Here is a 12,489-nt window from a genome sequence, read left to right as displayed (position 1 = left end):
CCTCACGGCGTGGACGTGCCCCGCGCCGCTGCGTGACCGGCCCCGGGTCGTCATGGGCCACGGCGGCGGCGGAGTCCTCTCCGCCGAACTCGTCCAGCAGATCTTCGCGCCCGCCTACGGAGGTGAGGTGCTCGCCCAGCTGGGCGACGCGGCCGTTCTCTCCCTGGGCGGCGCCCGGCTGGCGTTCTCCACCGACTCGTTCGTGGTGCGACCGCTGTTCTTCCCCGGCGGCTGCATCGGCGACCTCGCGGTCAACGGCACCGTCAACGACCTCGCCATGAGCGGCGCCCGGCCGGCCTATCTCTCCTGCGGCTTCATCCTGGAGGAGGGCGTCGAACTGGACGTCGTCACCCGGGTCGCCGAGGCGCTGGGCGCGGCGGCCCGCACCGCCGGAGTGGAGGTGGCCACCGGCGACACCAAGGTGGTGGAGTCCGGCCACGGCGACGGGATCTATCTCAACACGGCCGGCATCGGCCTGATCCCGGCGGGCGTCGACCTGCGCCCGCAGCGCGTCGTGCCCGGCGACGTCGTCATCGTCAGCGGCGCCGTCGGCGTCCACGGGGTGGCGATCATGAGCGTGCGGGAGGGGCTGGAGTTCGGGGTGGAGATCGAGAGCGACTGCGCGGCCCTCGGCGGTCTGGTCGAGGCCATGCTCGCGGTCACCCCCGAGCTGCATGTCCTGCGCGATCCCACCCGGGGCGGCCTGGCCGCCGCCCTCAACGAGATCGCGGCGGCCTCCGGCACCGGAGTCGTCATCCGGGAACGCGACATCCCGGTCCCACCGGCCGTGGCCAACGCCTGCGCCATCCTGGGCCTCGACCCCATGTACGTCGCCAACGAGGGCAAGCTGGTCGCCTTCGTCCCGCGCGAACACGCCGACGCCGTGCTGGCGGCCATGCGGGCCCATCCGCTGGGCGCCGACGCGGTGATCATCGGCGAGACCGTCGAGGCCCATCCCGGCATGGTGGTGGCCCGGACGGGACTGGGCGGGACACGGGTGGTCGACCTGCCGATCGGGGAGCAGCTGCCGCGTATCTGCTAGGCGGCACCGCGCCTGACGGTCGATGGTCGACGGCGGCCGTCAGGCGAGGCCGTCCGCGAGGGGGACCGTCAGGGGCGGCCGCCCGCCGAACCCGCCCGGGCCGTCGAGCGGTAGGCGGTGACGAGGAGGTCGACGAACGAACGGACCAGCGGATTACGCTCGTTGGTGTTCCACGCGACGACCAGACGGCTGGGCGGCAGGTCGGCGAGCGGAACGCAGACGAGGCCCTCGGGGAGCGCGTCGCCCAGCGGGGCGAGGCCGATCGTGGCATTCCAGAGGACGGCCTGGAGGCACTCGTGGACGGTACGGATCACCGGGCCGTCACGGAGCGCGCCGCCCGGTGCGGAGCCGTTCCAGTAGGCGCGCCAGACGGGGTCGGTTCCCTCGGGAAGACGGAACCACCGGCGGTCGGCGAGGTCGCACAGCTGTACGGAGTCACGCCCGGCCAGCGGGTCGTCGGCGCGCAGGACCACCCCCACGGGATCGGAGCGCAGCACCCGGCTGCCGATGCCGGTGTCGTCGAAGGGGGTCCGGGTGAGGGCGACGTCCACCAGACCGGCCCGCAGACCGGTGGTCGGGTCGGTGAGGTCTGCCTCCCGGACGCGCACCTGGACATCGGGATGACGCTCGCGGAACGCGGCGATCAGCCGGGTGCCCGCCCGCTCGGCGCTGTCGGCGAGGGTGCCGAGGGTGAGTGTCGTGGTGCGGGCCGCGGCGACGACCCGGGCGCGGGCCTGTTCGGCCTGTCGCAACAGCGTGCGGGCCTCGTCGTAGAGCGCCCTGCCGGCGGTGGTGAGCGTGACCCCCTTGGCGGAGCGGTGCAGGAGGACGGCTCCCAGGTCCGTCTCCAGCTGCTTGACGGCCCGGCTGAGCGGGGGCTGGGTCATGTGCAGCCGGACGGCGGCGCGGCCGAAGTTCCGCTCCTCGGCGACGGCCACGAAGTAGCGCAGTGAGCGTAGGTCCATCACCAGCAACGATACCCGCACGGTATGGGGTGTGCGGAACCGGTGTTGGACGCCTGGGCCGCACCCGGGTTGGACTGGCGGGGATCTTGCAGACCGCCCCACTTAACCAGTCCGAGGAGCCCGCCGCCATGGCCGCATTCACCATCCCCGACCCCGTCGTCGACACCGACGACGTGCTGGAACTCGCCGCCGATCTGGTGGTGATGCCCAACCGTGGCAGGCAGTTGGTGCCCAACATCGGAATCGTCGGCGGCACCCATTCCGTGCTCGTGGTCGAGACGGGCATGGGCCCGCGCAACGCCGAGAACGTGCTCGCGTTCGCGACCGAGTACGCCAAGGGTCGCAGGCTGTATCTGACCACGACCCACTTCCACCCCGAACACGCCTTCGGCGCCCAGGCCTTCGCCGGCGAGGCGACCTACCTCGTCAACGGCGCCCAGGCCGAGGACCTGGCCGTCAAGGGCGCCGGATACCTCCAGATGTTCCGCGGCCTGGGCGAGTCGGTCGCCCGCCGCCTCGATGGGGTCGTACCGGCCGTCCCGGACCTGGTGTACGACGACGCCCACGAACTCGACCTGGGCGGCCGGGTGGTGCGGATGCGGGCCACCGGACGGGCGCACAGCAAGGGCGACCAGGTGGTCACCGTCCCCGACGCCGGGGTGATGTTCACCGGGGACCTGGTCGAGGCCGGACAGTTCGCGATCTTCCCGTGGTTCCCGCCGCACGACACCGATGTGTCCGGCGTCCGCTGGATCGAGGTGATGGAACGGCTCGTGCGGCAGGACCCCCGGGTGGTCGTCCCCGGCCACGGCGAGGTCGGCGACGCGGGGCTGCTGACCGACGTCCACGACTATCTGCGGCTGCTCCGCGACGAGACCTGGCGGCGCCGGGACTCGGCGACGGCGCGGGAGACGATCGTCGAGGAGGTCAGGGCGCTGATGATCGAGCGGCACCCGGAGTGGGAGGGGCGGGAGTGGATCGAGAGCGGCGTCGGCTGCCTGTGCGCCGAGCACGGCGCCTGAACGCGGTGCTTGTACGCGGTGCCTGAGCGCGGTCGTCCTCAGTGACCCCATACGCCGCCGAAGTCGATCCGGCGGGCCCACTCGGGGTGGTCTATCAGGGGATTGCGGTTGCCCTGGATCTCCGCGACGGCGGCGTTGCGATGCCGCTCGTACTCGCCCACCGGATCGGCGTCGTGCCAGGCCAGGAGGGTGGGCAGCCGGTTCTCCGGGAACTCTCGCGCGGCGTCGCCGACCAGCCCCGGGTAGCGCAGCAGGAAGTACAGGGTGGCCCGGGCGACCGTCCCCTTGCCCTTCTCCGGCTCGAAACCCTCGTCCTCACGCATCCCGCAGGCGCTGCGGACCGCCTCCTGGAAGCCCGGGAAGTTGATGTACGGGAAGTTGCCGCGGAAACTGTTGCAGCCCGACTCGCACGCGAACAGGTGGTGCAGGTCGCCCCGCATCGGCTCCAGCTTGGCGAACCAGGACTGCGGCACCACGTGTTCGCAGTTGAACGGCATCGCCTCCTCCAAAGCGTCGAACTCGGCCTCGAACTCGGCAGGGCCCGCCGTGCTCTCGTGCAGAAGAAGTTCCTGCACCCGGGCCAGCCGCGTCTGAAGCACCGCGGCGTCGGCCTGGATGAACTCCTCCGGGGAGAAGTCCTTGCCGGAGTAGACGCTGTGCAGCCGGCCGTCCTCGCGCAGGTCGACCCACGGGTACACCAGCCGCATCGGCTTGTAACGGGGGCGGGGCGAGTGCGTCCGCTCCAGCAGCTCGGTGAGCGCGCGGCGCAGCGCGTCGCCGTCGCCGGCGTCGAGGTCCGCGTAGTAGGCGTCGCGGGCGGCGCGGTCGGCGGCCCGGTCGTAGTACGGCCGCTCCTCGGCGAGCCGGCGGTTGAGGAGGGCCGCGTCCACGTCCTTCTGTACGGCGGAGGCGGCGTCCGACTGCCCCGGTACGGGGGCTGCCGGGGGCGTGGGGGCGGCTGCCGGCCGGGATCCGGTCACCGGGTACGTCGGCGTGCCCGGGTACGCGGGCGTGCCGAGCTCCACCGTGACGTACAGCGGGATGCTGAGGTGCGTGGTGGGGTCGGTGACGTGAGCGGTGGGGTCGGTGGCGTAGGTCTTCGAGCCGTTGGGGCCGCTCGCCGTGCCGTTCGGCGGGGGTGGCGGCGGGGCGCTCCCGACGGGGGCGGGCGGGACCGGCCCCGGCGCCGGCCCGGCGGTGAACAGTTCGTCGCGCAGCCCGGCCGCCTCGCCGGTCGGGGTCATCGTGTGCAGCGCGCCCAGCACACGGCTGATCCGCACGCCCTCGTTGGCCTGCCACGCCAGTTGCTGTTCGCCCGTCTCCGGCCGCCAGACGGTTCCGTCGAGGCTGAGCGGCCGGCCCTGGTCATCGGTCTTCGGAACCGCCGAGTGGTGCAGGGCCACGACCTCCCACTGGTCGTTGAAGACGGGTGAACCCGACGATCCCTCGCGGGTGTCGGACTCGTAGTGCAGGAACTCGTCCAGCACGTCGACGATTTGGCTGTCGCGCAGCGCCAACTGTTTGGGCTCGCCTCGTGGATGCTGCACGATATTGACGAACTCCCCGACGACAACCTTGCCTTGAGCCTCGCTGAGCGTCAGCCGGCCGAACGACGACAGTGCCTCGCCCCGGCTCCCGCGCGCGGCCACCGCGACCAGGCTGAAATCCAGGTCCCGGTCGGTGACGAAGAACCGCCGTGGCTCGAGCCCGAACACCGCCGGTACGAGGGGAGCGCCGTCGACGCCGTCCTGGAAGGCGAACGCGACCTCGCTGCGGGCCGCATCCGCCGGATCGCGCAGGACGTGATGGTTGGTCAGCAACAGCGCGGGGGAGACCAGAAAGCCCGTACCGTGGCCGCCGCCCGGCCCCTTGACGGTGATCCGGCCGACGGAACGCGCGGCCAGGGCGCCTTCCTCCAGGAACGCGACCGGCGTGAGGTTGTTGCGCCCGATGAGCCGTTCCAGACCGAGTACGGCGCCGTCGAAGCGGTCGGGCGGCATCGGGAGGGTGCTGCCCGCCGACGCGACGGGCTCCGACGGCGTCCGCTCGATCGCCCGGGCCAGTGACCAGTCGGCGCCGAGCCGTGCCAGCCGCTTGTCGACCCGCGCGGGATCGTCGGCGTACAGCACCCCGCGCGTCGCCAGCACCGCCTTGTTCGTCTCCCGCCGCTCGGTCCGCCGCGCATAGCGCCGCGCCGCCGCCGTCAGCTGTGACAGATAGTCGGATTCCTTCTGGGAGAGGAGTTCTGTCGTCATGGGTCCGCCTCCTCGGCTCGTGCTCGTGAGGGTGGAGGCGGTGCTGGTCGACGATTGGCGCGACGTGGGGACGTATGCCTTAATTATTGTCTTTTGGCGTGAAGTGTGCCAATCGGGGGTCGCTCCGGACCGCTCACACCGTGGCGCGCAGCACGTCCCAGGTGGCGCGGCGAATGATGCCGTCGACCACCAGACCCTTGTCCGTCTGGAACGCGCGCACCGCGCTCACCGTGCCGGCGCCGTAGACGCCGTCGATGCCCGTGCTTCCCAGGTCGTATCCGCGCTTCGACAGGATGCACTGGATCTGGAACACCCGTTTGCCGGTGTCTCCTTCCTGGGTGCGCTTCTTGCCCGGGTAGTAGTTGCAGTCGGTGTTCCAGGGCTGGCCCACGGGTTCGGCCGCCGGGGTGGTGGGCGCCGTGACCGGGTCGGTGGCGGCGACGGTGTCCTCGTCGGACGGGGTGGTCGGGTCGCCCCCGGCCTGTCCACCGCTGTCGGCCGGCCGGCCGGAGACCACGGGTTGCCCGGCGGCGCCGGTACCCGAACCCGAGCCGGCGTCCCCGCCTTCGTCCTGGCCCTCGTCCTCGCCTTCGCTGTCGTCTGCGCGTCCGCTCGACGAACCCGCGGCGGAGGCCCGCTCCGGGGCTCCGGACGCTCCGGTCGGCACCGTGTTGCCGGGCAGGCCTCCGGTCACCGTGCCGGAGGCGGTCCTGACGGCCCCCGGTGCGATGGCGGTTGCCTGCTGGCCAGGGCGCAGGAGGACGAACAGGCCTGCGGCGACGGCGCACAGCGCGGCACACGCCACGACGGTCAGCGCTCGCTTCCCGCGCCGCCGGGATCTGGCCGCGCCCAAGCCCGCCGAGCCCGCGTCGGTGGGCCCAGGCACGTCCGCCGCATCCGCGCGAGGCGGGACGTCAGGACCGGCGGCACCGTCTGCGCGAGGCGACACGTCAAAGCCGGCGGCCCCGTCCGCCCGCGCGGCCTCCGACAACGCGCCGGACCCGGGCCGATCCGACCGCGAGCCCTCGCCAGGGGCGCCGCCCCCGACCCGGGCAGCCCGCTCCGCCGACGCGTCGCCAACGGCCGGGTCACCCCCCAACGGCGCCCCCGACTCACCGGAACGCCCGTCGAGCCGCGAGCTTGCCGCGCCTCCCCCTGCCGAGCGGGAGCCTGCCTGCCCCGGGTTCGGCGAGCCGGAGTCTGCCTGCCCCGCGCCTGCCGAGCGGGAGTCTGCCTGCCCCGGGTTCGGCGAGCCGGAGTCTGCCTGCCCCGCGCCTGCCGAGCCGGAGCCCGTTGCCCCTCTGCCTACTGACCCCGCGCCTGCTGCCCCCGTGCCCAACGGGCCGGATACTGCCGGCCCCGCGCCGAGCGACCCTGCACCTGCCGGCCCCGCGCCTACCGGCCCCGCGCCCGCCGGGCCGGAGCCTCTCGGTCCGGCGCCCTCGCCCCGCGCGTCGTTCGACGGGTGGGCTGCGCCGGCCGGTTCGTCCAGCCACTCGGCCTCCGACGACGCGTCCGTCACGCCGGGGCCGAGCCCGTCCGCCCCGGCAGCCGCCGGCCACGCGCTGCCGTCGGCGGGGGCATACCCGTCCGCTCGCGCGCCGTCGGCGGGGGCGTGCCCCTCTGCCCGCGCGCTGTCGGCCAGGGCGTGCCCCTCTGCCCGCGCGCTGTCGGCCGGGACATACCCTTCCGCCCGCGCGCCGTCCGCCGGGACATACCCTTCCGCCCGCGCACCGTCGGCCCGCCTCCCCGCCCGGCCCGTTTCCCGGTTGGCCCGGGGCCGCAGCAGTACCGCCCGTTCCACCGGGAGGCTTCGCAGTGTCTCGTTCGCCCGTTGCCGGGAGAGGACCTCGGCCTGGAGCCGTTCCGGCCACTCGGGGGTTCCGGCGCGCGGCCCGGCGATGTCGATGAGGTCGGCGGGGGTCGGCCGCTGCGCCGGCTCCTTGGCCAGGCAGCGGGTCAACAGGGCGCCGAGGTCGGGGTCGGCCGCCGACACCGCGCCGGTCACCTCCGCGTTGGGCTCCTCGAAGGCCACCCGGTGCATCACGTCGACCCCGGTGCCGTCCCCGAACGGGGCGTGCCCGGTCACCGCGTACGTGAGGGTGCCGGCCAGCGAGAACACGTCCGAGGCCGCGTCGCAGCGGCCGGTGCGCAGGTACTCCGGCGACATGTAGGCCGCGGTGCCCACCCGGTTGCCCGTGCCGGTGAGCGCGCTCGCGTCCGCCGCCTTGGAGATGCCGAAGTCGATCAGATGGGTGCCTTGGAGGGACAGCAGGACGTTGGACGGCTTGAGGTCCCGGTGCACGACGTCCGCGGCCGAGAGCACGGCGAGTGCCCGGCCCAGCTCCGCCGCCAGCCGCCACACCGTGTGCACCGGCAACGCGCCCGCCCCGCGCACCGCGTCCGTGAGGTCGAGCCCCGGGATGTACTCGGTGGCCATCCACAGCAGTTCGTCGTCGAACCCCGTACCGCACAGTCGCGGTACGTACGGCGGGCCGATGCGGGTGTGCACGGCGGCCTCCCGCTCGAAGCGGCGCTGGAACTGGACGTCCTCCGCGTACTCCGGCCTTATCACCTTCACCGCGAACAGCCCCGGACCGCCGTCGGCCGCCCGCGCCAGATAGACCCGGCCCATACCGCCGCTGCCGAGCAGGGCCAGCGGCACGAAGGGTCCGACCCGGAGGGGGTCGTTGACCCGCAGAGGTGTGGCCCCGGACTGACGCAGCGCGGCGGCGTCGTGCGCCGCGGGGCTGGGTGGGGTCGGCCGCTGGTGAGTCACGGAACTCCTGAAGTGATGTACGCCGTACGCCAGTTCGTCCTGAGGACGGGAGACCGAGGCTAGCCCAGACACCACGGCTGCTCAGCCTTTCGATCACTTCTGGTGCAAGCCCGATCCATTTCCGTCACCGCCCGGAGGGGGCCTCAGGAGGCGGACTCGGAGGGGACGCCTTGCGCGTTCTCTTGACGTGTACTTGGCGCGGTGGGTTCATGGGAGCGCTCCCACAACCTCCCGAAACCTCCCGCAACCCTCCGCAAACACAGGTTTCCCGACCTCACTCCTGGAGCCGCAGTGAGCAGAACAAGAAGCACGGCCCCCCGGAAACACCCCTTACTCACCCTTCCCGCGCAGCTGGCGGTGCTGCTCGGCCTCGTCGTCCTCGGCCTCGTCGGCCCGGCTTCGCCCGCCCACGCCCAGTCGCCCGCGGACCTCGCCGCCACGGGTCTCCACATCGGTAACGGCCGGCTGCTCGAGGCCAACGGCAACGACTTCGTCATGCGGGGCGTGAACCACGCCCACACCTGGTATCCCGGAGAGACGCAGTCGCTGGCCGACATCAAGGCACTGGGCGCCAACACCGTCCGGGTCGTTCTCGCCGACGGCCATCGCTGGAGCGCGAACAGCGCGGCCGACGTCGCCAACGTTGTCACGCAGTGCAAGGCCAACCGCCTCATCTGCGTCCTGGAGGTGCACGACACCACCGGCTACGGCGAGGACAGCGCCGCCGGCACCCTCGACCAGGCCGCCGACTACTGGATCGGCCTGAAGGACGTGCTGGCCGGCCAGGAGAACTACGTCGTCATCAACATCGGCAACGAGCCCTGGGGCAACACCGCCCCCGAGGGCTGGACCGATCCCACGATCGCCGCGATCAAGAAGCTGCGCAACGCCGGCTTCCAGCACACGATCATGGTGGACGCGCCCAACTGGGGCCAGGACTGGCAGGGCGTGATGCGCGCCAACGCCCAGGCCGTGTACGCCGCCGACACCACCGGCAACCTGATCTTCTCGATCCACATGTACAGCGTGTTCGACACCGCGGCGGAGATCACCGACTATCTGAACGCCTTCGTCACCGCCGGACTGCCCATCCTCATCGGCGAGTTCGGCGGTCCGGCCGACCAGTGGGGCGACCCGGACGAGGACACCATGATGGCCACCGCCCAGCGGCTGAACCTGGGTTATCTGGCCTGGTCCTGGAGCGGCAACACCGACCCGGTCCTGGACCTGGCGATCGACTTCGACCCGACGCGGCTCAGCACCTGGGGCCAGCGCGTCTTCAACGGCGTCAACGGCATCGCCCAGACCGCCGAGGAGGCCACGGTCTACGGCGGCGGCACCCCCGGGGACACCCAGGCCCCGAGCACCCCCGGCACCCCCACCGCCTCCGGGGTGACGGCGACGACCGCGACGCTCGCCTGGAGCGCGGCCACCGACAACGTCGGCGTGGCCGGGTACGACGTCGTCCGCGTCGTCGGCGGCACCGAGACCACGGTCGGCGCCTCCACCACCAACTCCGCGACCGTGTCGGGACTGAGCGCGAGCACCGCGTACACCTTCGCGGTCTACGCCCGGGACGCGGCCGGCAACCGCTCGGCCCGCTCGGGCACGGTCGCCGTCACCACGGCCGCCGCACCGGCGACGCCCTGCTCGGTCGGCTATCGCGTCGTGGGGGAGTGGCCCGGCGGCTTCCAGGGTGAGATCGCCCTGCGCAACCCCGGTACGGCCGCGATCAGCAACTGGAAGCTGGTCTTCGCCTTCGCCGACGGGCAGACCGTCACCAACATGTGGGGCGGGACCCCCACCCAGAGCGGCGGCACGGTGACCGTCCTCCCGGTGTCCTACACGTCCACCATCCCGGCCGGCGGCTCGGTCACCGTCGGCTTCATCGGCGGCAAGGGCACCACCAACACGGCACCGACGTCCTTCACCCTCAACGGGACGGCCTGCACGACGACTTGACCCCCTTCGCCCGGCCGGCCCGCGCCGGCCGGGCGCCCCGCAGAAAACCGCTGGCCCGCGGCCGATCGCCCGCGCTACCTTCGTCCCACTCCGACGCGCGCTCTCCAGAACCATCGCCGCAGCGCGGGAGCGAGCCCGCGACACAGGTACGCGGAGCCAGGAGGGGCGGCAGCCCTGTCCGCACACCCGTGCGGACTCTGTCCGTGTGTCCATGCGGACTCTGTCCGTATGCCCTTTCGGAGGACTGCTCCCATGAAGATCGGCCTCGGCCTTCCCATCGACGACCCCGCACTGCTGCCGGACTGGGCGCGGCGCGCGGACGAGGGACCGTTCAGCACCCTCGGCCTGCTCGACCGGCTCGTGTTCCACAACCCCGAACCGCTGATCGCGCTCGCGGCCCTCGCGGGTGCCACGTCCCGCATCCGCCTCCAGACCGAGGTGCTGATCGCGCCCGTCCACCACACCGCCCTGCTCGCCAAGCAGACCGCGACCCTGGACCGGATCTCCGGCGGCCGGTTCACCCTCGGCATCGGTGTCGGCGGCCGGGAGGACGACTTCCGCGCCACCGGGGTCGACGTGCGTAGCCGGGGGCGCCGCCTCGACGAGCAGCTGGCCCGACTGCGCGCCACCTGGGCCGGTGAGCCGTACGGCGACGGCGTCGGGCCCATCGGACCCGCGCCCCGTACGCCCGGCGGCCCGGAGGTGCTCTTCGGGGGCTTCGTCCCGGCCGCCGTCGAGCGCGTCGGCCGCTTCGGTGACGGCTTCATCGGCGCCGCACTGCCGCCCCAGTACCTCGACGGCCTCTTCCGTGAGGTGGAGCGCGTCTGGGAGAAGTACGACCGCCCGGGCCGCCCCCGCCTGGTCGCCCAGCTCAGCGTCGCCCTCGGCCCGCACGCCACTGTGGAGCGGGCTCGGCGCAACCTCCTCGACTACTACGAGTTCACCGGCCGTGCGGGCTATATGGCCGACGCGCTGCTGACCACGCCGGAGCGGATCCGCGCGGCCGTCGCCGACCTCGCCGGCATCGGCGCCGACGAGGTCGTCCTGTACTGCTGGGCGCCGGACCCCGACCAGGTGGACCGCCTGGCCGAGGCCGTGTTCCAGGACGGCTGACGGCGCCCGTTCCGCACGGTGAGCACCCCGCCGTTCACACGGTGGGGTGCTCACCCCCGGGGCCATCGTCGAGGCCGTGGACCTGGTAGTTCTGGTGGCTCCGGTCCGGGCGGTTCAGAAGCCGCCGGGCGTCCGGCCGAGGGTGGCGTCCGGGTCCGCCGGGTCGGCACCCTCGACCTTTCCGAAGTACAACTCGACCTGGGAGCGGAAGCGTTCGACCGCCGCCCGGTCGGACATGAACCTCGCGAAGTCCTTCGGGTCGGTGTTCCGGTACGACGCCAGCGGCTTCAGGCCGGCCGGCGGGGCGACGTCGTCCCTGACGGACCAGGTCCAGGTCGCGATGGCGTTCTTCTGGGTCTCCTTGGCGTTGAGCCAGCTCAGGAAGAGCTTGGCGCCCGCCTTGTGCGAGGCCTTCTTGAAGATCGCTCCGCGCTGGGCCCAGGAGTTGAAGCGCTCGGTGTCGGAGAAGACCTGGGTGCCGTTGGGGCGGGCGTCGCCGCCGACGGCGATCGAGCCGAGGTAGTCGCCGCTCGCCACGCCGGCTGCCGAGCCGGGGACGCCTCGTATCAACTTGGGCTTCTGCGCAACCAGTTGGGCCAGATAGTTCCAGCCGTACTTGTTGACGATCTGCTGGTAGCCGAACAGCACGGCGTCGTCGTCGTTGGGATAGGTCAGGACCAGTTTGTTCCTGTACGCCGGCTTGAGGAGATCGGTGCCCTTGAAGTCGCCCGCATTCGCCGGGAGTTGCCCGGTGTTGACGAGGTAGGAGAACGCGCCGTAGAAGACACCGGTGTAATAGCCGTCCTTGTCCTTGGCGTCGGAGAACACCTGGTTCCAGCCCACCGGCCGGTACTTCAGCAGGTCGCCCCGCTTCTTCCAGCGGTCGAAGTCCTGGGTGGTCTGGAGGATCGCGGCGTCGGCGACGAGACGGCCGGCGGCGAGCTGGTTGTCGATGCGGGCGTCGTGGTACTTGCTCAGGTCGGTGACCAGGTGCAGTTCGACGTCCGGGAACTGCTGGGAGAAGGCGGCGGACAGGGCGTCCCACTGCCCGGGCGCGTCGCCGCCGATGTAGACGGTTACCTTGCCGCCCTCCGCCCTGGCGGCGCGGTAGAGCGCCGTCAGCTGGTCCTGCTCGCTCGCGGCGGCGGGCTGGGAGGCCTGGGCGATAGCGGTGGCGGAGACGGTGGTGAGCACGATCGCGGTGGCGACGGCTACCCCGAGCCGCCGGTTCCTGGTGAGCTTCATGGGGATGTGCTGCCTTTCGTACGCCACATATGTTTGCCTGTTCAAACATCATGGCGAGGCCGATGCTACGGCTTGCGATTGAAATTTCAAACGAAAGGGAGTGGGG

The 12,489-nt window shown here is 72.3% G+C and carries 8 protein-coding genes; 4 read left to right on the top strand and 4 right to left on the bottom strand.

What is annotated here, in order from left to right; translation table 11 throughout:
• The first annotated feature begins 52 nt into the window (after positions 1-52).
• Positions 53-1,042: a hydrogenase expression/formation protein HypE gene (gene hypE, locus ACFPIH_RS33780; protein WP_381167520.1), complete on the top strand. Its 990-nt coding sequence runs from the start codon at positions 53-55 to the stop codon at positions 1,040-1,042.
• A gap of 68 nt (positions 1,043-1,110) precedes the next feature.
• On the opposite strand, the gene ACFPIH_RS33775 is transcribed toward hypE, so the two are convergent.
• Entirely contained in the window at positions 1,111-2,007 is an 897-nt protein-coding gene (locus ACFPIH_RS33775) for a LysR family transcriptional regulator (protein ID WP_381166887.1), read from the bottom strand.
• Between the two features lie 128 nt (positions 2,008-2,135).
• Here ACFPIH_RS33775 and ACFPIH_RS33770 point away from each other — a divergent pair, with 128 nt between their 5' ends.
• Positions 2,136-3,029 (top strand): MBL fold metallo-hydrolase, encoded by an 894-nt coding sequence (locus tag ACFPIH_RS33770; protein WP_381166885.1) that lies wholly within the window; start codon positions 2,136-2,138, stop codon positions 3,027-3,029.
• Between the two features lie 38 nt (positions 3,030-3,067).
• Here the strand turns inward: ACFPIH_RS33770 and ACFPIH_RS33765 are convergent, their stop codons facing one another.
• Together ACFPIH_RS33765 and ACFPIH_RS33760 are read right to left on the bottom strand one after the other, a co-directional pair.
• Positions 3,068-5,284, bottom strand: coding sequence for an endonuclease (locus ACFPIH_RS33765; protein WP_381166883.1), 2,217 nt, complete (start codon positions 5,282-5,284; stop codon positions 3,068-3,070).
• 133 nt (positions 5,285-5,417) lie between these two features.
• Entirely contained in the window at positions 5,418-8,063 is a 2,646-nt protein-coding gene (locus ACFPIH_RS33760; RefSeq protein ID WP_381166881.1) for a protein kinase domain-containing protein, read from the bottom strand.
• 291 nt (positions 8,064-8,354) lie between these two features.
• Here ACFPIH_RS33760 and ACFPIH_RS33755 point away from each other — a divergent pair, with 291 nt between their 5' ends.
• Together ACFPIH_RS33755 and ACFPIH_RS33750 are read left to right on the top strand one after the other, a co-directional pair.
• On the top strand, positions 8,355-10,025 hold the full coding sequence (locus ACFPIH_RS33755) for a cellulase family glycosylhydrolase (protein WP_381166879.1): 1,671 nt from the start codon (positions 8,355-8,357) through the stop codon (positions 10,023-10,025).
• 252 nt (positions 10,026-10,277) lie between these two features.
• Positions 10,278-11,138, top strand: coding sequence for an LLM class flavin-dependent oxidoreductase (locus ACFPIH_RS33750; protein WP_381166877.1), 861 nt, complete (start codon positions 10,278-10,280; stop codon positions 11,136-11,138).
• Positions 11,139-11,252: 114 nt separating this feature from the next.
• On the opposite strand, the gene ACFPIH_RS33745 is transcribed toward ACFPIH_RS33750, so the two are convergent.
• Entirely contained in the window at positions 11,253-12,383 is a 1,131-nt protein-coding gene (locus ACFPIH_RS33745) for an ABC transporter substrate-binding protein (RefSeq protein ID WP_381166875.1), read from the bottom strand.
• Between the last annotated feature and the right edge of the window lie 106 nt (positions 12,384-12,489).

The organism is Streptomyces vulcanius, from assembly GCF_042653945.1.
Lineage (GTDB): Bacteria > Actinomycetota > Actinomycetes > Streptomycetales > Streptomycetaceae > Streptomyces > Streptomyces mangrovi.
The sequence above is the reverse complement of the archived record's forward strand: the minus strand, read 5'-3'. Positions and strand labels throughout refer to the sequence as shown.